The organism is Brevundimonas sp. EU05-FHT14B07, from assembly GCF_058790795.1.
Window position 1 is genome coordinate 417,791 of sequence record NZ_JBYTCZ010000001.1, and the last position, 23,739, is coordinate 441,529.

The following is a 23,739-nucleotide window of genomic DNA, read 5'->3' on the forward strand; positions in this document are numbered from 1 at the left end:
GCCGCGCGTTCCGTCAGCCGGCCGTATTCACCTTCGCCACCACCGACATGCCCGGCGCCAGACGCTCGGCGGCGGGCTGGTTCGGGTCGATGCGGATGCGGACGGGGATGCGCTGGGCCACCTTGGTGAAGTTGCCGGTGGCGTTGTCGGGACGGATGACGCTGAACTCCGATCCGGCGGCGGGGGCGATCCTTTCGACATGGCCGCGCAGGGTCTGGCCGCCCAGGGCGTCGACGGTGATCTCGACCGGCTGGCCGACGCGAATGTTCTTCATCTGCGTCTCCTTCATATTGGCCGTGACCCAGACCACGTCCGGCACCAGACCCATCAGCTGGGTTCCCGCCGTCACATACTGGCCCTGACGCACGCCGATCTCGCCCAGACGGCCGGCGCGGGGGGCGACGATGCGGGTGTTGGCCAAGTCGATCTGGGCCAGGCGCACGGCGGCCTGGGCGTTCTCGACGGCGGCGGCCAGGCTGTCGCGGCCGACGACGGCGGAGGTGACGCCGGTCTGGGCGATGCCCTCGGCGGCGCGGGCCTGGGCGACCTGGGCCTGGGCGCTGCGCAGGGCGGCCTCGGCGACGTCCACATTGGCCTGGGCGACCCAGCCGCCGGCCTTGAGGGTGCGGGCGCGGTTGGCGTCGGCCTGGGCCCGCGTCAGCGTGGCTTCGGCCGCGGCGATGGAAGCGCGCTGCTGGGCCACCGATCCGCGAGCCGACGCCTGGGTCTGAGCCGAGTTGGACAGGGCCGCCTGGGCCGAATGCAGGCTGGCCTCGGCCTGCTCCAGCCGCTGGCGATAGATGCGGTCGTCCACCTGGGCCAGCAGCTGCCCCTGTTGGACGGTCTGGAAGTCCTGGACCGGCACGGCCGTGACATAGCCGTTTACCTGCGGGCTGATGATCGTCACCTGGCCGCGCACATAGGCGTTGTCGGTGCGCTGGATCGCGCCTCGGAAGGGCGGCAACTGCCAGGCGTACAGCACCATCAGAACGCCCAGCAGGGCGACCCCGGCGGCGATGACGGTCCACATGACGTTCTTCTTCGGCGCAGGCGCAGGTGGAGCAGCGGCGGGCGCTTGCGGGGCGGCAGGGGCGGAAGAGGCGGGGGCGGGCGGGGCGGCGTCGGTCATTGCGGGTCTCGGTTCAGTCGGCGGCGGCGACGGCGGCGGTCTGGACCGCAGCGTCTGCATTGTTGTTCTTGGCGTCGCGGCGCGCTTTCCAGCGCGGCCGCAGGTGGGTGACGGTCACCCAGGCGGAGCCCAGGGCCGCGATCACGGCGATGACCAGAAAGACGTCGTTGTAAGCCAGCACATTGGCCTGCTGCGTCACCTGTCGGCCCAGCAGGACGGCGCCTTCGGCGTTCGTCAGCGCGGGGTCCGTTATCGTCGAGGCATAGGCGCCCGACAGCTGGCGCAGCCGCAAGGCCACCTGCGGGTCCAACGCCGAAATCCCAGCCGCCAGCTGGTTGGAATGGTATTTCTCGCGGAGGATCTGAAGCGTCCCGGTCAGAGCCGAACCCGCCAGACCGCCGACGTTCTGAAGCACGCTGAACATGACGATGAAGCTGATCAGGTTCTGCTTGCCCTGGGTCAGCACCTTGACGATGCCGATCATCAGCGCCGGGCCGATGAACATGGCCGAGGCGAAGGCGATCAGGGCCTGACTGAAATACAGCTGCGCCGGGCGCGTCAGCACGGTCGAATGGCTGTCGATCCAGGCGCCGACGGCGATCAGCGCCAGGGCGATGGCGATCGGCTTGTTCAGCTTTTCCATGTTCAGGGTGAAGGCGCTGACCAGGGTGCCGGCGATCATCGACAGTAGAATGACGACGAACAGGCCGTGAAGCTGATCTGGTCCCAAGCCGACGACGGTCAGGAAGCCCACCGCGCCGGATGTCTGTTCCGACAGCACGATGCGGATCAGCAGGATCGCCCCGAACAGGCGCAGCAGGTCCGGTCCGGTCAGCCAGCGGGTGTTGATCAGGGGGTTCTTGCGATTGTGCTCGACCAGGAAGGCGGCGGTCAGCAGGATGACGGAGCCGATCAGAGCCCAGCCGATCCAGGCGGCTTGCGTCCACCAGACGATCCGCCCCAGACCCAGGGCCGCACACAGCAGGGCCACGCCTGGCGCAAACAGGGCGAAGGTCAAAAAGTCCAGCCGGTCGAACACCCGCAGCCGCTCGGACGGCGGCAGCTTGACCACCTGCACCGCGCCCCAGGCGACCAGGCACAGGCCCAGCTCAAACATATAGAAGGCGCGCCAGTCGCCCAGCTGGAGCAGGCCGGGCATGACGAGCCGCGAAATCGGCACGGCGAAACTGGCCAGGCCGATGCCGATGATCAGACCTTTGAGCCTATGCGCCGCCGGAAAGGCCTGGATGATGTAGAGGAAGCCCAGGCTGGAAAGGCCCGCGCCCGCCATGCCGGCGATGGCCCGCACTAGGAGGGTCGATTGATAGTTGTCGACGAACAGGTGAGCAGCGCAGACCAGCACGAAAGCGCCCAGGAAGATCTGGGTGAACAGGCGCAAGCCGTACTGCATCCGGAACTTGACGAGGATCAGGTTCATGCAGGCGTTGGTCATGACGAAGACGACCGGCAGCCAGGCGGCCTCGGTGATCGTGATCCCCAGCGAACCTTGCAGGTTCTGGATATTGGCGGTGACGGCGGCGTTGCCCAGCGATCCGACCATGGCGACCAGCAGGCCGGTCAGGGCGTACTGGATCCGCATCGGCCAGGAGTGATCGGGCGTAGCGGGCGAGCCGGGCATCATCGGCCGCTCGTGCGGCTTCAGCGTCTCGACATACTGTTCCCAAGGCAGGTGCCAGTTGTTGCGGGCCATCAGCGCGGCCCCCTGCGAGGTCTCAGCCCGTCGAGTACAAGCGCGCGGGTGCGCAGCGACACGGCTTGGCGCTCGGCTTCGTCTGCGCCCTGAAAACCAGCGCCCAGCAGGGTGGCGATCAGACGGATGTCCATCGGCCGCAGATCCTCCCTCACCAGGCCGGCGGCCTGGGCCCGCTTCAGCGGTGCGGCGCCCGCCTCCATCAAGCTCTGCCGCAACGGTGTAAGCGCATCTGGCGACCGCACGTTCCGCACGACGCCGGCCAGTCCCGCATTGCGCACCATGTCCTCGGCCAGGCGGTCCAGAAACCAGAAGAAGGCCTGCGGATCATCGCCCTGTTCGGCGGTGCGCCGACCCAGGTCTGCGACGTCGGCCTCCAGCACCGCCAAGGCCAGTTCGGTGCGGTCGGAGAAGTGCCGGTAGAGGGTGCCGCGCCCCACACCGGCCCGTTCGGCGATCAGATCCAGGGGCGCATCCAGCCCCTGATCGGCGAAGACCGCGCGCGCCGCCTCCAGCACCGCCGCCCGGTTCAGAGCGGCGTCCTTACGGACAGGTTTTTCGGCAGGGCGCGTCATGGTGAGGCGCGTAAATGGACACGACTGTCCGTTTTGCAAGGGCGGCTAGAGCGCTTTTTCCAGCACCGCGAATTCCAGCTCGTGCCGGGGCGGATCGACGGGGAAGGGGCGGGTCTCGCCGGTGGGGGCGTAACCGCGTCGTTCGTACCAGGCGAACAGTTCGGTCCGGCGGTGGATGACGGTCATTTCCATGCGGCGCGCACCGAAACGCGCGACCGCTTCGCTTTCGGCCGCCGCGAGCAGACGACGGCCGAGGCCGGACGCCTGCAAGGTCGGCTCGACCGTCAGCATGCCGAGATAGGCCAGGTCGTCGCCGAGGCGGGCGACCTGGACGCAGCCGATCAGCGCGCCGTCGCGATGGGCCAGCAGGATGACCCGGTCGGGATCGGCGATCAGAGCCGACAGCTCCGCCGCGCTGGTGCGATCATCGAACAGCAGGTCCGCCTCGTGCGTCCAGCCGGCCTTGGCGGTGTCGCCGCGATAGGCGCGCTCGATCAGAGGATGCAGCGCGGCGACGTCGTCGGGCGTCGCCGCGCGGACGGCGATCTCAATCACCGGCTGACGCCCAGCTCCGTCAGCAGATGATCCATCCCATAGACGTCGCGCAAGGCCACGGTGACGGCCTGGGTTGTGACGATCACGCTGCGGTTGGTGTTGCGGTCATAGCCATAGGCGTTGCGCTGGGTCAGGACGGTGGAATCGAAGTTGGCCCCGATGATCTCGCCCCGGGCATTTACCGCGGGCGAGCCGGACGAACCGCCGATGGTGTCGGTCGAGACGGCCATGTCCATCACCGCGTTCGGATCGATCCGGTCCTTGGCGGCCATCAGCTTGGGCGCGACCTTGAACGGCTCGGCGCCGGTGGCGCGGTCCCACAGGCCGGCGAAGGTGGTGAAGGCGCCGAAGCGCTGGCCGGGTACATCGGAGCCTTCGACCTTGCCATAGGTCAGGCGCAGGGTGCCGGTGGCGTCGGGATAGACGGCGTCGCCATAGGCGGCGAAGCGGGCGGCCGCCAGCTGTTCCGACGCGCGGTCGGTCGGGGCCTTGACCTTATTCTCCCATTCCGTGCGAACGGCGCGGGCGTCCGCATCGATCGACAGTACATACTGGATCATCGGATCGTCCGACGCCTGAACCGACGCCAGGCCGCCGGTCCACAGGGCGCGACGCACGGCCGGATCGGCCAGCTTGGTGCCAGTTACGACGCGGGCCGACAACTCTTCGGGGCTTTCCTTGCCCAGCAGGGTGCGAACGTAGGGGCTGTCCACCGTGAGCCATTCGCGCGTCTTGGACAGCCACCATTCCAGCCGGATCTGCTCCAGCTCGGGATAGGTCGGCCGCTCTGCGAACAGGCCGGATTCGACGCCCGGCAGGCGGCTGTCGGCGAACTCGGCCAGACGTTGGTCCGACGGCTTGGCCCGCTCCTGCGCGCCGCGCACGATGGCCTTGGCCCACTGGAACAGCTGCGATCCGCCGGCGACCGAGGTGGTGCCCAGACCCGTGCCGCCTTCCAGCAGGGCGGTCGGCGCATAGAGTTCGCGCGCGATGGGCTGGACCGCTTCCAACGCACCCCACGGATCGGGACCATTGCCGTTGGCGGCGGCGTAGCGCTGCATGAAGTCGACCTCGGCCGCCGCCTTGGCCCGGATGAACTGGGCGTCGGTCAGGGCGCGCATCCGGCCCAATCCGCGCTTGTAGGTGTTCTCCACGCCCACGATCGGGTCCATTGCGATAAAGGCTTGGTCATCGCCCTCTTCAGAATAGCGGATCAGACGACCGCGCAGCTCCGAGGCGATCAACTGATCCAGCGGCAGGACCACGTCGCGGATCGTCGCCAGTTGATCCATCGTCAGCAGGCGCTGGGTCGCGCCGGGATTGCCGGTGATGAAGACGGCCTCGCCCTCGGTCGGCTTGTTGGCGTTCCAGGCGAAGTGGATCGGCGTCTCGACCGGCTTGCCATCCTCGTACAGGCGGATGAAGGCGGCATCGATGGCGAAGCGGGGGAAGGAGAAGTTGTCCAGATCGCCGCCGAAGGTCGCGGCGCGATCTTCCGGCGCCCAGGCCAGGCGCACATCGCTGTATTTGCGGTATTTGTAGAGTTTGAACTGGCCACCCCGGTACAGGCTGACTACCTGGCAGCGGATCTTGGGATCGTTTCCGCAGGCTTCGTTTTCGATCCGACCGGCCTCGGCCTCGCGCGCCTGGGTGAATGACTGGCCCTCAAGCCCTTCGCCAGCCTTGTGCATCCGCTCGGTGACGTCGGAGATGTCCGTCAGGATCTCGGCCGTGGCGCCGGGGCATTTGCGCTCTTCCTCGCGCGTCTTGGGCGTAAAGCCCGTCTCGCCATACTGCTGTTGCGGCGTGGACAGGTTGGCCACGCAGGTGGCGACGCAGTGGTTGTTGGTCATCACCAGACCCTGGCCCGACACCACCCCCGCCGAGCAGCCGCCGAACTTCACCGACGACAGCCGCACCCGATCCAGGAAGGCCTGATCGATATTGGTCCCCAACGTCTGGTTGGCGCGGGCGATGGGGAAGTTGTCGTAGGTCCACATGCCTTCCTCGGCGCTGGCCGAGCTGGCGGCGGCGAACGCGAGAACGGCGGCGGAGGCGAGGAGAAGAGGGCGCATGGGCGGTGTCCTTTAAGTCTCCTCCCCGCCTTGCGGGGAGGTGGCGCGGCGCTTCTTCAGCGTCGTGACGGAGGGGCTCTTGGGCAGTTTACAGGCGATTGTGTAGTGGTGAAGAGCCCCTCCACCGCTTCGCGGTCCCCCTCCCCGCGCAGCGGGGAGGAGACTTCTTCGTTTTCGTTCTAGCGACGCACGCCCAGTTCGCTCAGCAGGCGCGGCTGGTTGTAGACGTTGCGCAGGGCCTCGGTGATGGCGGCGGTCGAGACCGTCACCGTGCGGTTCAGCTCGCCGTCGTAGCCGAAGCTGCCGCCCAGCGAGTGGATGTTGCCGTCGAAGGCGGCGCCGATGACTTCACCCTTGGCGTTGATCACGGGCGAGCCCGAGTTGCCGCCGATGATGTCGTTGGTCGAGACGAAGTCATAAACGGTCGACTTGTTGACCTTGCCCTCGGCCGCCAGCCAGTCCTCGGCCGCATTGAACGGCTCGGCGCCGGTGTTGCGCTCATAAAGGCCGCCGATCTGGGTGAAGGGTTCGACCGTCACGCCGCGATAGGTCCAGCCCTTCACCTGGCCGTAGGACAGGCGCAGGCTGAAGGTCGCGTCGGGATAGAGGTTGGTCCCATAGACCGCGAACCGGGCCTGGGCGATCTTTTCGCCGGCGCGGCTGGTCGGGCCGGACACGGCCGATTCCCACTGGGTGCGGACGGCCTGGGCCGCATCGTCATTGGCCAGGACGAACTGGATCAGCGGGTCACCCGAGGCGGCCAACTGCTCCGGCGTCATGGCCAGGGCCTGGGCGCGGAATGCGGGATCGGCCAGGCGCGTGCCGTCGACCAGACGCTCCGCGATCTGCTCGGGGCTTTCCTTGCCCAGCAGCGCCTTCACGTTCGCATTGTCGACCGTCAGATATTCGCGGGTCTTGGACAGCCAGAAGTCGAGATAGATCTTCTCCAGGTCGTTTGAGATCGGCGTTTCGGTCGCCAGGCGACGGCCCAGCGAAGCGATGTCGGCGTCCGAATAGCCGGCGCGGCGTTCAGCGACGGGCTTGGCGCGTTCCTTGGAGGCGCGGACGATGGCCTTGGCGTAGCTGTAGAGCGACGAGCGCTGACCGGCCGCCGATTCCAGCTGGCGATAGGGCAGATAGAGGTCGCGCTGGGCGCTCGAGGCGCGTTCCAGATCGGCCCACGGATCGCCGATGCGTTGGGCCAGGGCCGGGTCGGCGGCGACGCGCTGGCGCAACTCCTGCTCCTCGCGGCGTTTGGTGGCCATGAAGGCCGGGTCGGTCAGGGCGCCCTGCTGGCCGTAGTTGACCTTGAAGCCGTTCTCCAGGCCGAAGATCGGATCGACCGAGACGCGCTTGGCCTCTTCGCCGGTGGTCGAATATTCCAGCAGGCGACCGCGCAGTTCCGAGGTCTGGATCAGGCTGATGGGCAGTTGCTGGTCACGCAGGGTTTCCAGCTGGGCCACGGTCAGCAGGCGCTGGGTCGAGCCGGGGTTGCCGGCGACGAAGGTGACGTCGCCTTCCTTGGGCGCATTGGCGTTCCAGGTCAGGTGGTTGGGCGTGGCGACCGGCTTGCCGTCCTCGTAGATGCGCAGGAAGCCGGCATCCAGGGCGTAGCGCGGGAAATTGAAGTTGTCCGGGTCGCCGCCGAAGAAGGCCGCCTGGAACTCGGGCGCGAAGACCAGGCGCACGTCATCGTATTTGCGGAACTTGTAGAGCTTGTACTGGCCGCCGCGGTAGAAGCTGATGACCTGGCAGGTCAGCTTTTGGTCGTCGCCGCAGGTCTCCTTCTGGATCTTGTCGATCTCGGCGGCGCGGGCCTGGACGAAGGCGGCGCCTTCAAGGCCGGCGCCGGCGCCGGTCACGCGGTCGGTGACATCGACGATGTCCGTCAGGATCTCGGCCGTCTGGCCGGGGCACTTTTTCTCTTCCTCACGCGTAGCGGGCATCCAGCCGTTCTTGACGTAGTCGTTCTGGGCCGTGGACAGGTCCTGAACGCACGACACGACGCAGTGGTGGTTGGTCAGCACCAAGCCTTCGTTGGACACCAGCGAGGCCGAGCAGCCCTGCAGGCGGACGGCGGCGTTGCGCACGCGGTCCAGCCAGGCCTGGTCGATGTTGGTGCCGTACTTCTCGTTCACCGTGGCGATGGGAAAGTTGTCGAAGGTCCACATGCCCTCGTCGGCGCGGGCGGAGGTCGCAGGCGCGGACAGGACGGCGGTGGCGGCGCCGAGCGCGGCGAGCGAGGCGGTGAGACGAAGCGAGGGCAAGGACATGAAGGCGTGTTTCCCGGAGCGTGGGACGGCCTGTCCCATCTGTTATGTTGTAACTAGCGCCGACGAAGGCCCGGCGCCAAGAGGCTGCATCGCCCTTAATCCCCGGATTTCAAACCCGCAATGTCCGTGTGGCGGAACCCTTACCCCGATTTAACTTGGCGGTGAGGGGGCGCACGGTCAGATAGGCGCAAGTACCGGGGGTTTATCGACGACCATGTCGCTTGCGCTATCAACACTGCTGTTCGAGTGGCGTCGCTATATGGCGGCGGTCATGGCCCTGGCCCTGTCCGGGCTTCTGGTCCTGGCGATGACCGGCGTCTTCATCGGCATCGGCAAGGGATTCACCGCGACCATCGAACGGTCGAACGCCGACATCTTCATCATGCAGCCCGGCGCCAAGAGCCTGATCGGCGGGCCGTCGGGCGTGCCGCGCCGGTTCATCCCCCTGGCCTACAATCACCCCGAGGTGGTCGAGGTCATGCCGCTGGACGGCGCCGGGGGCACCTTCCAGAACATCAAGAGCGTCGATCCGACCAAGAGCCAGGCGGACAATGCGTCGCAGGGCGCGCCGCGGCAGAAGTTCGTTCAGGCCAGCATCATCGACACTCGTCCTGGCTCGGTGACCATCCCGACCGACTATTCGCAGGAACTGGTCGATGCGCTGCGCCAACCCTACACCGTGGCGGTCGATGAGACGGCCCTGACGACCCTGGGCGTGAAGCTGGGCGACAAGGCCCTGTACAACGGCCAGACCGTCACCGTCGTCGGCGTGACGCGCGGCTATCCCAATATGATGCAGCCGGGCGTGGTCATGTCGCGCGACACCCTGCGGATGCTGGGCCAGGCCGACACGGGTCCGCGCGTCGGTCCTTTGATGGTCAAGCTGCGAGATCCGGCCCGCGCGCCCATCGTGGTGGCCCAGCTGAACGCCATGGGCGCCGGTCAGTGGAAGGCGTGGACCAAGCAGCAACTCGCCGACGCCAACGCCGGCGCCATGTTCGAGGAAGGCATCCTGGTCATCATCATCGGCGGCTGCGTCGTCTTGGGGATCATCATCGGCGTGGCCATCACATGGCAGACCCTGCGCGGCGCCATCATGGCCAACATCAAGGAGTTCGCCTCTCTGCGGGCCCTGGGCGTCAGCATGGGGTCCTTGCGTCGGATCGTGGTCGAGCTCAGCTTCTGGGTCGGCGTCGTCGGCGTCATCGCGGCCATCGTCCTGACCTGGCTGGTGTCGCTGCTGGCGATGATGGGGGCGGTGATCATCGCCCTGCCGCTGTCGCTGCTGATCATCGTCGGCATCGGCCTGATCGCCATCGCCATGGTGTCCGGCCTGCTGTCGCTGGGCATCCTCAAGAACAGCCAACCGGCGGACCTGCTGCGATGAACGTTCATACAAAGGTTCACGGCAAGCACGGCGATTTCGCTATCGAGGCCAAAAGCCTGGTCAAGCGGTTCAAGTCCGGCAAGGCCTGGGTGGATGTGCTGAAGGGCGTCGATTTCGATGCGCGGCATGGCGACCTGACCATGGTCATGGGGCCCTCCGGCTCGGGCAAGTCCACCCTGATCGCAGCCCTGTCGGGCCTGCTGAAGCCCGAAGAGGGCCGGGTGGACGTGCTGGACGTCGACGATCTGTGGAAGCTGTCCTCGGGCCGGATCGACAAATTCCGCCTGGATAATTGCGGCTTCATCTTCCAGGGCTTCAACCTGTTTCCCGCGCTGACGGCGCTTCAGCAGGTCGAGACGGTGTTGAAGTTCCAGGGGCTGACCGCGGGCCAGGCCAAAAAGCGCGCCACCATCGCCCTTGAAGAGGTGGGTCTGGGCCACCGTCTGCACCAGCGGCCGGCGGCTTTGTCGGGCGGTGAAAAGCAGCGCGTCGCCATCGCCCGCGCCCTGGCCAAGGATCCCAAGATCCTGTTCGCCGACGAACCGACCTCCGCCCTGGACGGCGAAAACGGACAAGTGGTCATCAAGCTGCTTCGCCGCGCCGCCACCGAACACGGCGCAGCCGTCATCTGCGTGACCCACGATCCGCGCCTGGAGGCCTGGGCCGACCGGGTCATCCACATCGAGGACGGCAAGATCCTGGACGACCAGCGCCGCATCCCTGATCCGAACGCCATCCTGGCGTCCCACTAACCGACACGAAGATTTCCCTTAGGACGACACGCCAATGCCCGGCTTTCTGAAGAAAAAACGCACCTGGATCGGCCTGCTGCTGGTGATCGTGCTGGCGGTCGGCTTCATGCTGTTCCAGTCCGCCGCCAAGACCAAGAAGGCCGAGCAGGAGAAGGCGGCGGCGACCAAGGTCGACAGCCCCTATGCGGCCATCGCAAATGGCAAGGTCGACGTCGAGGGCGGCATCATCCAGATCGCGGCCCGTCGCGGCGGCATCGTCCGTGACGTTCTGGTTCAGGAAGGTGATCGCGTCGTCGCCGGTCAGATCCTGGCCCGTCAAGAAGACGACGAAGCGCGTCTGGCGGTGCAGGCCGCCGCCGCCGCCGTCAGCCAGGCCGAAAGCCAGCTGGCCCAGATCCGCGTGGACATCCGCACCGCCCAGCGCGAGCAGGAGCGTCTGCAACGTCTGGTCGCCACCAACTTCGTCGCCGCCCAGCGCATGGACCAGGCCCAGGACGCCATCGCCACCGCACAGGCCCGCCTGGGGTCGCAGGTCGCCGCCGTCCAGACCGCGCGCGCCCAACTGGATCAGGCCCGCTACAATCAGGAACTGACGGTCATCCGCGCCCCCACCAACGGCCGGATCGTGCGCCGCTACGCCAACCCCGGCGCCGGCGCCTCGACCCTGAACGTTTCCAACATGTTCGATCTGGAACCCGACGCGCCGCGCATCGTCCGCGCCGAGGTGGTCGAGAGCGACCTGCCGAACCTGACCGACGGCCAGGCCGTCGAGATCAGCCCCGAGGGCGACGCCAGCAAGGTCTATATCGGCGCCGTCATGCGTCGGGCCGCCGTGTTCGGCGCGCGTAAACTGGCCTCGGACGATCCCTCGCAACGTAGCGACGAGCGGGTGGTTGAAGTGGTCGCCTCGGCCGGCGATGCGCCCCTGCTGATCGGACAGCGGGTGCTGGTCAAGTTCATGAAGCCGGGCGAGACCGCCGGGGCCAAACGCGCGGTCGCCGCCGGCGTCGGGCCCAGCGAGGCCATGAAGACGAAATAGAACGTCGGATCAGCGGCCGGTGAAATTGCCCGGCCGCTTTTCCAGCACGGCGGCGACGCCTTCCTGATGGTCCTCGGTCAGATGGGCGAGCGCCTGCATGGCCGCCGACATCTCCAGCATCTGGTCGAAGGTCGTGTCTCGGCCCTGACGCAGCAGGGTCTTGGCCATACGCAGGGCCTGCGGCGGCTGGGCCGCGACCTGGACGGCGACGGCCAGGGCCTCGGTCATCAGGTCGTCGTGCGCGACCATGCGATTGACCAGCCCCCATTCGGCGGCCGTCGCGGCATCGATGGAGCGGGCGGTGAACAGCAGTTCGGCGGCGCGGGCATAGCCGATGTTGCGTGGCAGCAGCCAAGACCCGCCGTCGCCGGGAATGATGCCCAGCTTCAGGAAGGGCACGCCGAAGCTGGCGCGGTCCGAGGCAATACGGATATCGCCCAGGCCGGCGATATCGCAGCCCAGCCCCATCGCCGGCCCGTTGACGGCGGCGATCAGCGGAACCTCAAGCCCATACAGCGACCGCACGATCCGGTGGACGACCCGGCGATAGCGTTCGCGGATGGCGGCGCCTGAACCCTCGAACAGGTCGCGCCTGTCCCGCATCGCCGTCAGATCGCCGCCGGCCGAGAACGCCCGCCCGGCGCCGGTCAGGACCACGCAGCGGATCGACGGATCGGCGTTGACCCGCTCGCACGCCGCCGCGACCTCGTCGCCGTCGCGCAGATCGGGCAGGGCGTTCAGCCGCGCCTCGCGATTCAGCGTCCAGATCAGGATCGCGCCCCGCTTCTCTTCGGTGATCAGGCCCATGCATCGTCTCCGTCTTCGCGCCCGTCATCGACCGCGAACGCCGCGTCAGGCAAGCCCGGAATTGCAAAAGCCCCGGCGAGACCGGGGCTTCTTCAGGCTGTGAACCGAGCGGGTCGTCAGCGTTTCTTGATCGTATAGGGTACGAAGTTGGACGGATGGCTGACCACCCGGCCCGAGTTCGACGGCATGTGCCGACTGTTGACCAGCATCCCGCCCCAAAGGGCGAAGGACATCATGGCGTGTTGGAGGTTACGCTCCTTATCGTTCATCTTGGCGTCTCCTTTCGCAGAACGATGAAAAGAGACGCGTCGTACCAATGGGATTCCACCGTCAGTCGTTTCGCGTCATCAGCCGATATAAGACAGTTTCGTGAATTTGCAACTTTATTCGTCAGGAGTCGGAGTGATTTTCGCCACTGTGTCACAATGAGCGCGACGACCCCGAACCGGCCCGCACCGCCAAAGGCCATCGCCACGCCCTGCGTCATGGTGTGCGCAGTCGATGGCGAGAGCGGCCTGTGCCTGGGCTGTTTTCGCACGCTGAAGGAGATCGCCGGCTGGCGGGCGCTGAGCGACGCCGAGCGCGCGACGGTCATGGCCGACCTGCCGTCGCGCCGTAGTCAGGTGGATCCGGCCAAGCTGGGCTAGCGGTTCGCGGCTTAAGCTTTCGTCAGCCACGTCGTTTCACCCCATCCAAACGCCGCGCCTCTAAGACAGAGGCATGGTTCGCATCGATACCCAGTCTGTCGTCGTCCTCGGCTTCGCTCTCATGGCGTCGTTCGGCACGGCGCTGACCATCCGCCATCTGGAAGGCGACGGCATGGCCCAGGCGGCGACGCCCGTGGTCGAAACGGCGGTCGGCGCCTCCGGCACGGACGCCCAGGTGGTGAAGGGCGCGGACGGCCACTATTGGGCCGAGGCCAATATCGACGGCAAGGCGGTGCGGGTGCTTGTGGATACGGGCGCCAGCGTGGTCGCCCTGACGCGCGCCGACGCCCTGAGGCTGGGCGTCGATCCCGAACCCGAGGCCTTCACCGGCAAGGTCCAGACCGCATCGGGGGTCGTGCGTGCCGCGCCGGTTCAGCTGAAGACGATCTCGGTCGCAGGCGCGCGGGTGGACCGGGTCGAGGCCCTGGTGGTGGAGCAGGGGCTGGAATACTCCCTGCTGGGCATGAGCTATCTGGGCCGGCTTTCCGCCTTTTCCGCCACACCGGCCGGGCTGACGTTGCGGCCCTAAAGGTCGCGCATCTGGCGACGGGCTTCGCTGAAATACTGCCAGCCGGTCCAAAGGGTGATGATGGCGGCGAACCAGATCAGGAAGATGGCGAAGGACTCGAACGCCGGCTGCCAGGCCAGCGGCGATCCATCGTCGTTCTGCAGGCCCAGGGCGCCCCACAAAAGGGTCAGCTGAAGCGCGGCGAGCGCCACCATCTGCACCGTGGTCTTCCACTTGGCGGCCAGGGTGACCGGCAGTTCGATGCGGCCGGCCATCGTCTCGCGCAGGGCGGAGACGGCGAATTCGCGGAACAGGATCAGGCCGCAGGGCAGGGCGATGCCGGGCAGGGATCCCGAGGCCAGGACGCCCAGGATGGCGCCGGTCACCAGCACCTTATCGGCGATGGGATCGAGAATGGCGCCCCAGCGCGTGGTCGCGTTCCAGCGCCGGGCGAGGTAGCCGTCGACCCAGTCGGTCGAGGCGGCGATGACGAAGATCCAGAAGGCCCAGACGCTGAACCGCCCTTGCGTTTCCGGCGACAGCCAGGCCTCCAGCGCGCCCGGCGCGGCCCCGGCCATCATGGCGAACATCACCACCCCGGCCGCCAGGCGCAGCCCGGTCAGGATGTTGGGAATGGGGTTGGCGCGGTGGGCGGAGGTCATCGTCATGTCCGTTGCAACGCGCCGGGTGTGGCACGGTTCGCCGCTCAATCCAACGGTTCGAACCGGGGCTTGTCGGTCAGGGCTGTGAGCGCCCCCTCGGCGATGCCGAAGTGCAGGCCGCTGAGCTGAAGCTCGCCCTTGGCTTCGCGCTCGGCAATCCAGGGGAAGGTGCGCAGGTTCCGGATCGACAGCCGCACGATGGCCTCTTCGGCGGCGCGTTCCAGCTGGTCGGGGGCGACGGTTTCGGCGACGTGCTGGACGACGGGCGCGCCTTGAGCGATCCAGGGGGCGACAAAGTCGGCGACGATTTCTGGGGCGCCGTTGATCATGGCGTTGACCCCGCCGCAGTGGGCGTGGCCCATGACCACGATCCGCTTGACGCCCAGCACCTTGACCCCGAACTCCAGCGCCGCCGACACGCCGTGGAGCTTGCCGTCCGGCTCATAGGGCGGGACCAGATTGGCGACGTTGCGCACGACGAACAGCTCGCCCGGCTTGGCGTCGAAGATCAGAGCCGGATCGGCGCGGCTGTCGGAACAGGCCACGATCAGGGTGTGCGGCTTCTGGCCCTTGGTCGCCAGGGTTTCGTACTCGGCGCGGGCCGTCGGCCAGTGCTCGGCGCGGAAGCGGCGATAGCCGGCGGTCAGTTCGTCTTCGATGTCGCTCATGGTCGGTGTCTTAGCTCCGGCTCAGCTTTTACGGAAGAAGGCGTGGATGCGCTCGGCGAGGGGTTGGTTGATGCCGTCGACCTTGACCAGGTCGGCCAGGGAGGCGCGGCTGACGCCCTTGGCCGAGCCGAAGGCGTGCAGCAGAGCCTTCTTGCGGCCGGGGCCGACGCCTTCGATCTCGTCCAGCGGGTTCTTCTTGATGTCCATCGAGCGGCGCTTGGCGTGGGCGCCGTTGGCGAAGCGGTGGGCTTCGTCGCGCAGCCGTTGGAGGTAGTAGAGGGCCGGCGACTTCAGCGGCAGCATGAAGGGGGCCTTGCCGGGCATGAAGAACTTCTCCAGCCCCGCGTCGCGATCCGGCCCCTTAGCCACGCCGACGACGGTGATGTCGTCCAGCCCGCCCAAGTCGGCCATGACCGCCAGCACCTCGGCCAACTGTCCCGCGCCGCCGTCGATCAGCAGCAGGTCAGGGCGCACCACGTCTTCGCCCTTGGCCTCGCCTTCCTCCTCGTCCTTGATCAGGCGTGAGAAGCGACGGCGCATCACCTCGCGCATCATGCCGTAGTCGTCGCCGGGCGTCAGATCCTCGCCCCGGATGTTGAACTTGCGATACTGCGACTTCTGGAAGCCCTCGGGGCCGGCGACGACCATGCCGCCCACCGCATTGGTCCCTTGAATGTGGGCGTTATCGTAGATCTCGATCCGTTCAGGTCGGCTCTCCAGTCCGAAGGCCTCGCACACCTCGTCCAGAATCTTGCCCTGCGCCGAGCTTTCGGCCAGGCGCCGGCCCAGGGCCTCGCGCGCATTGGTCAGGGCGTGGTCGACAAGGGCCAGCTTCTCGCCGCGCATCGGTCGGACGATCTCGACCTTGCGATCCGCCTTCATCGAGAAGGCCTCTTCCAGCAGTTCCAGCTCGTGCGGGCGCACGTTGGACAAGATCAGGCGCGGGATCGGTTTGTCCTCGTAGAACTGGCCCAGGAAGGCGGCCAGGATCTCGGGATCGGTGTCGGTCTTGTCCACGCGCGGGAAATAGGCGCGGCCGCCCCAGTTCTGGCCGGCGCGATAGAAGAAGACCTGGACGCAGGCCTGGCCGCCGTCGGAATGCAGGGCGAAGACGTCGCCTTCGGCGACGCTGTCGGCGCTGACGGAGTTCTCCATCGCAATGGCCGACAGGGCGCGGATGCGGTCGCGCACGCGGGCGGCCTGTTCGAAGTCCATCTCGTCCGACGCCGCCTGCATCTCCTTGGACAGGCGGCCGATGACGGCGCGGGACTTGCCGCGCAGGAACTGTTCGGCCTCGGTGACCAGTTCGCCGTAGTCCTCGAGGCTGATCAGGCCGGTGCAGGGGGCCGAGCAACGCTTGATCTGGTGCAGCATGCAGGGGCGGGTGCGGGTCTCATAGACGCTGTCGGAACAGGAGCGCAGCAGGAAGGCCTTCTGCAGGGTGTTCAGCGTGCGATTGACCGCCCAGGTCGAGGCGAAGGGACCGAAATAGTCGCCGGGCGTGGTGTGGGCCCCGCGATGCTTCCTGACTTGGGGCGCGCGGTGGTCGCGGCGGATCATCAGTTCGGCGAAGGACTTGTCGTCGCGCAGCACCACGTTGAAGCGGGGCTTCAGCTTCTTGATAAAGTTGGATTCCAGCAGCAGGGCTTCGGTCTCGGTGGCGGTGACCACCAACTCCATCGACCGGGTCTGCGACACCATCAGGCCGATGCGCTGGGTGTGAAAACGCCCCTGCGCATACTGGATGATGCGCTTCTTCAGCGACTTGGCCTTGCCGACGTACAGGCACGAGCCGTCCTCGCCGTACATGCGATAGACGCCCGGCTTGTCCGGCGCCCGGCGCGCCTCGTCGGCGATCAGGGCGGCGGCTTTCAGTTGGGAATCAGGCGTCTCCTCGGTCATCGCGCCCGATATAGGGTCAAGAGCGCCGGACCAGAAGGACGCCGGCCAGAACAAGCCCTACCCCGGCGATGCGGCCGATGTTCAGCGGCTGGCGCGGCACCCCCAGCGCCCCGAAATGATCCAGCGCCAGGCTGAGCAACAGCTGGCCGCCGACCATCAGGGTGATGGTCATGGCCACGCCCAGGCGCGGCACGCCCCAGGCGGCGGCGACCACGAAACAGGCGCCGTAGGCCCCGCCCAGCCAAGCGTACCAGGGCAGGGCGCGCGTCGCGGCCATGTCCGGCCGGCTGTGCAGGATCGCCGCCAATATCCCCAGCACCGTCGTCCCGACCGCAAAGGAGATGAAGGCGGCGTTGACCGGCGAGGCCACGGCGGTCGCCAGCTTGGCGTTGGTCGGGGCCTGAAGTGCGGTGGCGCCCCCGGCCAGGATGACGACGAGCATGGCGAGCAGGGACGGGTTCATGGCCCCTGGCTAACATGGCTTTCATGGCTTGCAGAGGGCGGCGTTCGGCGGTGGGCGCGACGCAGGCGGCGGCGCTCGGCCCGATTGAGGGACGCGCCGGACCGGCTTAGGTCGTCCGAAGATGAATCACGGTGCAATTCGTGCGCTTCACCCGGTCCGGACTCGGCGTCGTCCGTCGAAGGGTGAGGGTCGGGCGCGTCGGTCCGATCAGACGGTCGGGGCGAAAAATCAGAGTGCAATGTGTGCACATCGCCGGTCGCCGACGCCATCGACGACAGGGCTTCGAAAATCCTGAGCCAGCGCTGGGCCTGGGTCGCCTCGCCGTCCATCAGGGCCAGTTGCAGGCGACGGCGCGCCGTGTCGGCCATGTCGGAAAAGGCGACAGGCTCGACCGCCTCGAGCTCGAGTGCGGGGTCGTACAGGTCGGGGTCGTCCTGATCGCCGCGCCGCCATTCGCCCTTGCGGGCGCGGATGCGAAAGGCCGACAGGCCCAGGTCGTAGCGGCGGCAGACGATCCGCGCCGGCTCGCCCGCCAGATAGTCGTCGCGGGCCATATCCCAGATCTCCTGCGAGCGGACGCGATAGACGGGGGCGACTTGGGTCATGGGCGGACGCTGGCACGCGCCTGCGTCAGATGCGGACGTCTCTCACCAGTCCGGATCGACCGGGGCGCCGTCGAAGATTTCGGCCAGGCGCGCGCGACAGCCCCGGTTCACATCGGCGGGCAGGTCGGAGGGGGAAAACCAGCCGACCTCGGCGATCTCGCCATGGCTGGTGCGCTCGCCCCGGTCGAAGTCCTCCAGGCGGAAGACGACGACATGGTCGCCGGGAAAGAAGCGCTCGTTGGAATGGATCGAGACGAGGCGCGGCGCCGCCCGCGCGATCAGCCCGGCCTCTTCATGCAGTTCGCGCACCACGGCGGCGTGGGTCGTCTCGCCCCGATCCACCCCGCCGCCCGGCAACCACCAGCCGGCCAGATAGGTGTGCCGGACCATCAGCACCCGCCCCTGTGTATCCACCGCCACCGCCCGCACGCCCAGCGTCTTGCCGCGCGTCAGGCGCGACCAGGCGAAGAAGAGGGGACGGGTGAGGGGTTCGACGTGGATGCGCCAGGTCATGGATGTGCCGGTGCGGAGTGGGTGACGATCCGTTCGACCATCTTTGCGATCAGGAGGGAAGGGCGCGGCGAAGGAGAGGGAAAACCCCTTTCACGTCGTTTCGACCTAACAGGCCGCCGCGACCTAGCGGGGTTCGAGGCGGTCGCCGATCCAGGCCCGGGCGTCCTGAAGAATCTGGTCGGAAAGCGCCTCGTCGTCGAGGGTGCGCGCCATGATCACCGCGCCGACCATGGTCGCCCAGGCGCCGGTGGCGTCGCGGCGCGCTTCGGGCGAGGGCGTATCGGAGATCGCCGCAGTGATCCGGTCGATCTGAGAGCGAACGCCGGAAGTCAGGGCTTCGCGGGCCTCTGCCCCTTGGCGACGGATGTCAGAGACCAGAGCCGCCGTCGGGCATCCCACCGCAACGCCCTGTCTGTGCTTGGGCGAGAGATAGGCGTCGATGAAGGCGGAGAGATCGGCCGTTTCGGATTTTGCGTCGTCGGATGGCTCGAACATATGGGCCACCGTCTGGGCGATCAGATCGTCCTTTGACGAAAAATGGCCGTAGAATCCGCCGTGCGTGAGACCCGCCGCCTGCATCACCTCGGCCACGCCGACGGCGTCGAACCCCTTGGCGCGAAACAGCCTGCCGGCCTCGGTCAAGATACGCTGGCGGTTCGCCTTCATCTGCTCGCGGCTGACTTTCATGACGCAATCTCCGTTCTGCCCATTGACACATACATGATGACGGTCATATTTGGCAACATAGATGATAGAGATCATGAATAACCAGGTCGCAATGGAGCCTCTCATGTCCGATCTTCCCGCAGTTCTCATCACCGGCGCATCCAGCGGCATCGGCGCGACCTATGCCGACCGGTTCGCCAGGCGCGGCCACGATCTGGTGATCGTCGCGCGCGACAAGGCGCGGCTCGACGCTCTGGCCGAGCGGCTTCGTGCAGAGGCCGGCGTTGCGGTCGACGTGATCCAGGCCGATCTGACGCAAGACGCCGATCTGGACGTGGTCGAGGCCCGACTGCGCGACGACGCCCGCATCGGCGTGCTGGTCAACAACGCCGGGCTTTCGGTCGCCGGTCGCTTTGATCGCCAGGCCGCGTCCGACATCGCGCGGCTGGTGGCGGTGAACACGACGGCCGTCCTGCGGTTGGCCCATGCGGTGTCGCCTCGGTTCGTCGAGGCCGGCCAGGGCGCGATCATCAATGTGGGCTCGGCCGTCAGCCTGGTCCCCGAGTTCGGCCAGACGGTCTATGGCGCCACGAAGGCCTTTGTCCTGTATCTGTCACAGGGGCTGGCGTTCGAACTCGGTCCCAAGGGCGTCTATGTCCAGGCTGTGCTGCCGGCCGCTACGGGGACCGAAATCTGGAGCCGGGCCGGCGCCGATCCGTCGCAACTGCCGCCCATGATGGAGGTCGGGGAGATGGTGGACGCCGCGCTGGTGGGCTTCGACCGCCGCGAGCCGGTGACGATCCCGCCGCTGCACGACGCCGGACAGTGGGACGCCTTCCAGGCCGCCCGTCTCGTCATGCTGCCCGGCTTTGGGCAGGTCACCGCCGCCCCCCGCTACAAGGCGGACGCGTGATGAGAGCCTTCTTCCTCGACCAATACGCCAAGAAGGCGACGCTTCGATTGGGCGAGGCGGCTGAGCCTAGGGTCGGCGACAAGGATGTGCTGGTCGAGGTGCATGCCGCCGGTCTGAACCTGCTGGATTCGAAGATCAGGGACGGGGCGTTCAAACCGATCCTTCCCTACAAGACGCCGCTGGTTCTCGGCCACGACGTGGCTGGCAAGGTCGTGCGGGTCGGCTCGGCCGTGCGACGGTTCAAGGTCGGCGACGAGGTCTATTCACGGCCACGCGACGGGCGGATCGGAACCTTCGCCGATTATATCGCCATCGCGGAAGACGACATCGCGCTGAAGCCGCGCAATCTGTCGATGGAGGAGGCGGCGGGCGTGCCGTTGACGGCGCTGACGGCATGGCAAGTGCTGGTGGATCGGGCGGGTTTGAAGCCGGGGCAGAAGGTTCTGATCCATGCCGGTTCCGGCGGGGTCGGCATCCTGGCGATCCAGTTGGCCAAACACCTGGGCGCCAGCGTCGCGACGACCGTAAGTGCAGCGGGCGCGGACCTGGTTCGCAGCCTGGGGGCGGATGTGGTGGTCGATTACAAGACCGAGGACTTCGCCCAGTTGTTGTCGGGATACGACGTGGTTCTGAACAGCCTGGACAGCGAGACGATCCAACGGTCGCTGGCTGTGCTGAAGCCCGGCGGCAAGCTTATCTCTATCTCCGGGCCGCCCGATCCGGCCTTTGCCAAGGCCCAGGGCCTGAACTGGATCATCCGCCAGGTCATCGGCCTGGGCAGCCGCAAGATTCGCGGCGAGGCGAGGGCGCGCCAGGTGGACTATAGCTTCGTCTTCATGCGGGCGGACGGCGAACAGTTGGGCCGCATCACAGGCCTGATCGAGGCCGGGGACATCCGTCCCGTGCTGGATCGGGTGTTTCCTTTCGAGGAGCTGAACGCGGCGCTCGCCTATATCGACACGGGCCGCGCGAAGGGGAAGGTCGTCGTCAGCGTGAAGCCGTCCGTCGTCGCCCATTGATCGATGGGGAGCCGTCCCCGCTTGAACCCCGCTCCATCCCGCTCTAATCGGGGACGGACAACAGGAGCATTCCATGCTGGCTCTCGGCATCATCTTCGGCTTCATCGCCGTTCTGGCGGCGTTCAACGTGTTCGAGTTCGGTCGGGTTGACTGAGGCGGCTGCTCGTTCTGAGCGGGGCGTCGCCCTGGTCACGGGCGGGGCGCGGCGGATCGGGCGGGCGATCTGTCTGAAGCTGGCCCAGGCCGGGTTCGACGTGGCGATCCATCATCATGCGTCGGGCGACGACGCCCGGACCCTGGCCGACGAGATCGCGGGCCTGGGACGGCGCGCGTGCCTGTTGCAGGCGGACCTGACGGACGAGGCCAAGGTGCGGGCGGTGATCCCTGCGGCGGTCGAGGCGCTGGGGCCGGTCAGCGTGCTGGTCAACAACGCCTCGGTGTTCGAGGACGACCGGATCGGCGAACTGACGCGCGACAGCTGGGACCTGCATCTCGACACCAATCTGAGGGCGCCGATCGTGCTGGCCGAGGCGTTCGCGGCGCAAGCCGTCGCGGGCGCGATCGTCAACCTGCTGGACCAGAAGGTGCTGAAGCCGGATCCGCGCTTCTTCTCCTACAGCCTGTCGCGGAACGGCCTGTGGTGGGCGACTCAAACCCTGGCCCAGGCGTTGGCGCCGGGCATCCGGGTCAACGGGGTGGGGCCGGGGCCGACCCTGCCGTCCATCCACCAGACGCCCGAAGAGTTCGCCGCCGAGGCGCGCGCCACCCTGCTGGAAACGCCCGGCAGCCCCGAGGCGGTGGCCGAGGCGGTGCTGTGGCTGATTGACGCCCGCATGGTCACCGGCCAGATGATCGCCGTCGACGGGGGCCAGCATCTGGCCTGGCGCACCCCAGACATCCAGGAGTAGCGCGTGGTTTCCTCTCCTCTGGCGACGCCGGCTCCGGCGGACGATCCGTTGCGTTTCGAGCGGCTGAGCGTGTTCGTGCGCGGGCTGGAGGTCGAGGCTGGGATCGGGGTCTATGACCACGAGCAGGGGCGGCTGCAGCGGCTGGTGATCGATGTGACGCTGGAGTTGGCGCCGCGCCCCATCGAGCGGCTGGGCGACACCATCAACTATGAGACCGTGGCCGACGCCGCGCGCGCCATCGCCGCAGAGGGGCATGTGGGGCTGGTCGAGACCTTCGCCGAACGGCTGGCGCGGGCGTGCCTGGAGGACGGCCGGGTGCAGCGGGCCACAGTGCGAATCGAAAAGCCCGGCGCCCTGGCGGCGGTCGCGGCGCCGGGCTGCGAGATCGTGCTGGGACGGTAAGGGCGGTTGCTTCGCGCCGCGCCGACCGCCATTGTCGTCGCCAGATTCCAGCCGGGCGTCCGGCGTGACAGAAGCGTTGTCCATGGCCGAACCCGGCGATCCGAAAGACCCAGCAGCGCCCCGCGATCACGACCACGATCATGACGCCGAGGTCGGCTTCGTCTCGCCTGCGTCGCTGGCGGGCCGTGCGCGTGAGCGTCAGCCGGAGCCGTTTACCGCCGAGGAGCGCGAACCAGACCTGTTCGACCCGCCCGAGCCGGGGCCTTTCGACCGGTCTGGCCCGACGACCCGGCCGACGGCGCCGTTTCCGCCCCGCTCCGAGCCGACGCCTGTCGAGGCCGAGCCGGCGCCGGCCGTGCGCGCGGTGCGCCAGCGTCTGACGGCCGAGGCCGCGCCGCGCCGCGAAGGACCGGTCGTGCCGATGCGGCTGTATGCGATCTATGTGCTGATCCTATTGGCGGTGCCGACGCTGGGCGTGTCGTGCCTGGTGGCGCTGCTGGCGGTGATGCGGCGCGACGGGGCGACGGATCAGCTGGAGCACAGCCACGCCGTCTATCAGCAGCGCACCATCTTGGGCGCGGTCGGGGCGGCGGTGGTCGGGGCCCTTCTGATCGTGGTCAACATCGGCGTGCTGGTGCTGTTCGCCCTGGCGATCTGGGTCCTGGCGCGCGGCGCGTTCGGGGTGCTGAAACTGAAGAGCGGACAGGCCGTTCCCAACCCGCGCAGCTGGCTGTTCTGAAGGACCGACGATGACGAACGAACCCAATTTCATCGCCGGACAGCCGTCCGAGGGCAAGGTCGGGGCGCTGATCGCCTGGGCCCTGTTCATCCTGTCGATCCCCAGCGCCAATGTGCTGGTGCTGATCGGGCTGGTGGTGTCCTATGTGACGCGTGGGACGGCGACGGGCGTGGCGCGCCAGCACATCGAGGCGCAGATCCGGCTGTTCTGGTCGGTGTTCTGGTGGACGGTCGCGGCTTGGGTCGGGATCATCGTCAGCGCCTTCGCCTCTCTGGTGCTGATCGGCATTCCGTTCCTGCTGCTGTTCCTGCTGGTCTGGTTCCTTCTGAGCGTCTGGTTCACGGTCAAGAGCGTGATCGGCCTGCTGAATCTGCTGAACGACAAGCCGATCTAAGGGCCGATTTGAACGTGACGGAACGTCCCGACGGCCTTGGCGGTTGATCCGTCAAAGGAGAACCCGATGGGACAGTTCAAGGACGTCGAAGGCGACAACCGGTTCGAACAGGCGTTCGACGACGACAAGGGCGCGGGCCTGGTCTGGGCCGACTATGCCGTGAAGGGCGATGCGCGGATCATCCTGCATGTCGAGGCCGAGCCGTCGCTGCGCGGATCGGGCGCGGCGGGGCGGTTCATGCAGTCGCTGGCCGACCATGCGCGCCAGACCGGCCTGAAGCTGTTTCCGCGATGCAGCTACGCCGTCGCCTGGCACAAACGGCACCCGGATTACGACGACGTGCTGGCCTGAGAAAACTCCGCCGCCC

The 23,739-nt window shown here is 67.4% G+C and carries 27 protein-coding genes; 12 read left to right on the plus strand and 15 right to left on the minus strand.

Features of this window, described 5'->3' with window-relative positions; translation table 11 throughout:
- Positions 1–13: 13 nt before the first annotated feature.
- The 6 genes from AC3WRC_RS02080 to AC3WRC_RS02105 all read right to left on the minus strand — a co-directional run bounded on the left by AC3WRC_RS02080 (position 14) and on the right by AC3WRC_RS02105 (position 8,318).
- Complete coding sequence (locus AC3WRC_RS02080) at positions 14–1,129, minus strand: HlyD family secretion protein (RefSeq protein WP_284876721.1); 1,116 nt, start codon at positions 1,127–1,129, stop codon at positions 14–16.
- A gap of 13 nt (positions 1,130–1,142) precedes the next feature.
- Positions 1,143–2,840 carry an MFS transporter gene (locus AC3WRC_RS02085; RefSeq protein ID WP_492302727.1) on the minus strand — a complete coding sequence of 566 codons (1,698 nt, stop codon included), beginning with the start codon at positions 2,838–2,840 and terminating at the stop codon, positions 1,143–1,145.
- Positions 2,840–3,415 (minus strand): TetR family transcriptional regulator, encoded by a 576-nt coding sequence (locus tag AC3WRC_RS02090; RefSeq protein ID WP_492302729.1) that lies wholly within the window; start codon positions 3,413–3,415, stop codon positions 2,840–2,842. Before AC3WRC_RS02090 ends, AC3WRC_RS02085 begins: the two co-directional genes overlap by 1 nt.
- A 45-nt stretch (positions 3,416–3,460) precedes the next feature.
- Positions 3,461–3,970, minus strand: coding sequence for a GNAT family N-acetyltransferase (locus tag AC3WRC_RS02095; protein ID WP_492302731.1), 510 nt, complete (start codon positions 3,968–3,970; stop codon positions 3,461–3,463).
- Complete coding sequence (locus AC3WRC_RS02100) at positions 3,967–6,045, minus strand: S46 family peptidase (protein ID WP_492302732.1); 2,079 nt, start codon at positions 6,043–6,045, stop codon at positions 3,967–3,969. The genes AC3WRC_RS02095 and AC3WRC_RS02100 overlap by 4 nt, the downstream gene beginning before the upstream one ends.
- A gap of 179 nt (positions 6,046–6,224) precedes the next feature.
- Positions 6,225–8,318, minus strand: a complete 2,094-nt coding sequence (locus AC3WRC_RS02105) for a S46 family peptidase (RefSeq protein WP_492302733.1) — start codon at positions 8,316–8,318, stop codon at positions 6,225–6,227.
- A 214-nt stretch (positions 8,319–8,532) separates the two neighbouring features.
- On the opposite strand from AC3WRC_RS02105, the gene AC3WRC_RS02110 reads away from it, so the two are divergent.
- Genes AC3WRC_RS02110 through AC3WRC_RS02120 form a run of 3 tightly spaced genes read left to right on the plus strand, consistent with a single transcriptional unit; the run spans position 8,533 to position 11,496 of the window.
- A complete protein-coding gene (locus tag AC3WRC_RS02110; RefSeq protein WP_313445351.1) occupies positions 8,533–9,705 on the plus strand; it encodes an ABC transporter permease in 1,173 nt (390 codons plus the stop codon).
- The gene (locus tag AC3WRC_RS02115) at positions 9,702–10,457 is read left to right on the plus strand and encodes an ABC transporter ATP-binding protein (RefSeq protein ID WP_039248125.1); all 756 of its coding nucleotides are present in this window, start codon (positions 9,702–9,704) and stop codon (positions 10,455–10,457) included. The genes AC3WRC_RS02110 and AC3WRC_RS02115 overlap by 4 nt, the downstream gene beginning before the upstream one ends.
- Before the next feature lie 34 nt (positions 10,458–10,491).
- Positions 10,492–11,496, plus strand: a complete 1,005-nt coding sequence (locus AC3WRC_RS02120) for an HlyD family secretion protein (protein WP_039248126.1) — start codon at positions 10,492–10,494, stop codon at positions 11,494–11,496.
- Between the two features lie 9 nt (positions 11,497–11,505).
- On the opposite strand, the gene AC3WRC_RS02125 is transcribed toward AC3WRC_RS02120, so the two are convergent.
- The gene (locus AC3WRC_RS02125; protein ID WP_271041664.1) at positions 11,506–12,303 is read right to left on the minus strand and encodes a crotonase/enoyl-CoA hydratase family protein; all 798 of its coding nucleotides are present in this window, start codon (positions 12,301–12,303) and stop codon (positions 11,506–11,508) included.
- A gap of 116 nt (positions 12,304–12,419) precedes the next feature.
- Positions 12,420–12,572, minus strand: a complete 153-nt coding sequence (locus AC3WRC_RS02130) for a hypothetical protein (RefSeq protein WP_017505113.1) — start codon at positions 12,570–12,572, stop codon at positions 12,420–12,422.
- A 156-nt stretch (positions 12,573–12,728) separates the two neighbouring features.
- Between AC3WRC_RS02130 and AC3WRC_RS02135 the strand changes: the two genes are divergently transcribed.
- Together AC3WRC_RS02135 and AC3WRC_RS02140 are read left to right on the plus strand one after the other, a co-directional pair.
- Positions 12,729–12,950 carry a DUF1289 domain-containing protein gene (locus AC3WRC_RS02135; protein WP_492302734.1) on the plus strand — a complete coding sequence of 74 codons (222 nt, stop codon included), beginning with the start codon at positions 12,729–12,731 and terminating at the stop codon, positions 12,948–12,950.
- Between the two features lie 73 nt (positions 12,951–13,023).
- On the plus strand, positions 13,024–13,539 hold the full coding sequence (locus tag AC3WRC_RS02140) for a retropepsin-like aspartic protease family protein (RefSeq protein WP_492302735.1): 516 nt from the start codon (positions 13,024–13,026) through the stop codon (positions 13,537–13,539).
- Here AC3WRC_RS02140 and pgsA read toward each other — a convergent pair.
- From pgsA to AC3WRC_RS02175, 7 genes are all read right to left on the minus strand, one after another.
- Entirely contained in the window at positions 13,536–14,180 is a 645-nt protein-coding gene (pgsA, locus tag AC3WRC_RS02145; protein ID WP_026108402.1) for a CDP-diacylglycerol--glycerol-3-phosphate 3-phosphatidyltransferase, read from the minus strand. The genes AC3WRC_RS02140 and pgsA overlap by 4 nt on opposite strands.
- A 44-nt stretch (positions 14,181–14,224) precedes the next feature.
- On the minus strand, positions 14,225–14,848 hold the full coding sequence (locus AC3WRC_RS02150; RefSeq protein ID WP_055753092.1) for a carbonic anhydrase: 624 nt from the start codon (positions 14,846–14,848) through the stop codon (positions 14,225–14,227).
- Positions 14,849–14,869: 21 nt separating this feature from the next.
- Positions 14,870–16,750 (minus strand): excinuclease ABC subunit UvrC, encoded by a 1,881-nt coding sequence (gene uvrC, locus AC3WRC_RS02155; RefSeq protein WP_055805754.1) that lies wholly within the window; start codon positions 16,748–16,750, stop codon positions 14,870–14,872.
- 16 nt (positions 16,751–16,766) lie between these two features.
- Complete coding sequence (locus tag AC3WRC_RS02160; RefSeq protein WP_492302736.1) at positions 16,767–17,213, minus strand: DMT family transporter; 447 nt, start codon at positions 17,211–17,213, stop codon at positions 16,767–16,769.
- Positions 17,210–17,818 (minus strand): hypothetical protein, encoded by a 609-nt coding sequence (locus AC3WRC_RS02165; RefSeq protein WP_492302737.1) that lies wholly within the window; start codon positions 17,816–17,818, stop codon positions 17,210–17,212. The genes AC3WRC_RS02160 and AC3WRC_RS02165 overlap by 4 nt, the downstream gene beginning before the upstream one ends.
- A gap of 42 nt (positions 17,819–17,860) precedes the next feature.
- Positions 17,861–18,331: an NUDIX domain-containing protein gene (locus AC3WRC_RS02170; protein ID WP_492302738.1), complete on the minus strand. Its 471-nt coding sequence runs from the start codon at positions 18,329–18,331 to the stop codon at positions 17,861–17,863.
- 123 nt (positions 18,332–18,454) lie between these two features.
- Positions 18,455–19,018, minus strand: a complete 564-nt coding sequence (locus AC3WRC_RS02175) for a TetR/AcrR family transcriptional regulator (RefSeq protein ID WP_492302739.1) — start codon at positions 19,016–19,018, stop codon at positions 18,455–18,457.
- A gap of 103 nt (positions 19,019–19,121) precedes the next feature.
- Between AC3WRC_RS02175 and AC3WRC_RS02180 the strand changes: the two genes are divergently transcribed.
- The 7 genes from AC3WRC_RS02180 to AC3WRC_RS02210 all read left to right on the plus strand — a co-directional run bounded on the left by AC3WRC_RS02180 (position 19,122) and on the right by AC3WRC_RS02210 (position 23,723).
- On the plus strand, positions 19,122–19,910 hold the full coding sequence (locus AC3WRC_RS02180; RefSeq protein WP_492302740.1) for an SDR family NAD(P)-dependent oxidoreductase: 789 nt from the start codon (positions 19,122–19,124) through the stop codon (positions 19,908–19,910).
- The gene (locus AC3WRC_RS02185) at positions 19,910–20,929 is read left to right on the plus strand and encodes an NADP-dependent oxidoreductase (RefSeq protein ID WP_492302741.1); all 1,020 of its coding nucleotides are present in this window, start codon (positions 19,910–19,912) and stop codon (positions 20,927–20,929) included. Before AC3WRC_RS02180 ends, AC3WRC_RS02185 begins: the two co-directional genes overlap by 1 nt.
- A 146-nt stretch (positions 20,930–21,075) precedes the next feature.
- Positions 21,076–21,837 (plus strand): SDR family oxidoreductase, encoded by a 762-nt coding sequence (locus AC3WRC_RS02190; RefSeq protein WP_492302742.1) that lies wholly within the window; start codon positions 21,076–21,078, stop codon positions 21,835–21,837.
- Between the two features lie 3 nt (positions 21,838–21,840).
- Positions 21,841–22,239 carry a dihydroneopterin aldolase gene (gene folB / locus AC3WRC_RS02195; RefSeq protein WP_200918529.1) on the plus strand — a complete coding sequence of 133 codons (399 nt, stop codon included), beginning with the start codon at positions 21,841–21,843 and terminating at the stop codon, positions 22,237–22,239.
- Between the two features lie 82 nt (positions 22,240–22,321).
- Positions 22,322–22,978 carry a hypothetical protein gene (locus tag AC3WRC_RS02200; protein ID WP_492302743.1) on the plus strand — a complete coding sequence of 219 codons (657 nt, stop codon included), beginning with the start codon at positions 22,322–22,324 and terminating at the stop codon, positions 22,976–22,978.
- A 10-nt stretch (positions 22,979–22,988) separates the two neighbouring features.
- Positions 22,989–23,372, plus strand: coding sequence for a hypothetical protein (locus AC3WRC_RS02205; protein WP_492302744.1), 384 nt, complete (start codon positions 22,989–22,991; stop codon positions 23,370–23,372).
- 66 nt (positions 23,373–23,438) lie between these two features.
- Positions 23,439–23,723 carry a GNAT family N-acetyltransferase gene (locus tag AC3WRC_RS02210; protein ID WP_052689639.1) on the plus strand — a complete coding sequence of 95 codons (285 nt, stop codon included), beginning with the start codon at positions 23,439–23,441 and terminating at the stop codon, positions 23,721–23,723.
- The last annotated feature ends 16 nt before the right edge of the window (positions 23,724–23,739 follow it).